Annotated in this window: 2 protein-coding genes; both read right to left on the reverse strand. The window is 43.6% G+C overall.

All coding sequences use genetic code 11. The features are described from left to right. Positions 1 to 85: 85 nt before the first annotated feature. Positions 86 to 352 carry a hypothetical protein gene (locus ACTQ34_RS18020; protein WP_441364973.1) on the reverse strand — a complete coding sequence of 89 codons (267 nt, stop codon included), beginning with the start codon at positions 350 to 352 and terminating at the stop codon, positions 86 to 88. A gap of 15 nt (positions 353 to 367) precedes the next feature. Next, positions 368 to 739 (reverse strand): GntR family transcriptional regulator, encoded by a 372-nt coding sequence (locus ACTQ34_RS18025; protein ID WP_441364974.1) that lies wholly within the window; start codon positions 737 to 739, stop codon positions 368 to 370. Between the last annotated feature and the right edge of the window lie 160 nt (positions 740 to 899).

Below are 899 nucleotides of genomic sequence, written 5' to 3' on the forward strand. Positions count from 1 at the left end.
TGCGTTTTCTTCTGGGGTACGATTCTTTCTAGCCATTATAAAAATCCTCCAATGTGGTGCTCCTATTCTACACCACATCGGAGGTTTACACAAAGTTTGGGATGGCCTCTCGCAGCGTGTATCCTCCACCATTTATACGGTATAAAAAGGCCGCCAGCAAAAGGAATCCGCTCATTAACACAGCTCTGAGATGCGCAGACTGTATCACAGCCTCCAAAGAATTTGCGCCACGATTCATCCTCCACAGGAACAGTCCGGTTTGTATGCTCCCTATGAGCACCAACATGCCCAGCAGCGGTATGATCGAACTACGCACATACAGCATCAGCACAGAAAGATGTTTTTTGCCCATGTTCTTTCCCCTCTCTCAATCCCAATATGCTTGTATTAAGCGCAGTGCTTCTGCCTTGGACAGCCCCATCTGTTTCATCGACTGCACTACGCTTTTTACGTCACTTTGCAATAATTCTGCACGAATCTGAGCAATTTTCTCTGTATTAAGTACCATATAACTTTTGGAACCAGTGTGAGAACAAATCAAATTCTCCTCTTCTAACTGCCGATATGCCTTCTGTACGGTATTTGGATTAACTCCTAACAGTGCGCTTAACATTCGCCGTGAAGGAAGCTCATCGCCATCATGGAAATCTCCAGCAACAATACCGCGTTTAAGATATAGAAGGATTTGCTGATAGATTGGTATCCCCTCTTCCATATGGAAATTGTCAAATGGAATCAACCATAATCAGCCTCCCTCCTTGTTTAAGTGTATTATAGTTATAACACACTTTGGTCAGGTAGAATAAGTTTCGCAAAAACAAAAAAGACATGGTTTGCAGATCTTTGGTAGAATGAAGTCGCGACACACCATTCGAAAGGAGACAGCAAACCATGTCCGA

This window comes from Agathobaculum sp. LCP25S3_E8 (assembly GCF_052117165.1).
GTDB lineage: Bacteria > Bacillota > Clostridia > Oscillospirales > Butyricicoccaceae > Agathobaculum.

What these genes read in the sequence shown, in the direction of transcription:
- ACTQ34_RS18020 (WP_441364973.1), bottom strand. Translation starts at nt 352, where the DNA reads ATGGGCAAAAAACATCTTTCTGTGCTGATGCTGTATGTGCGTAGTTCG.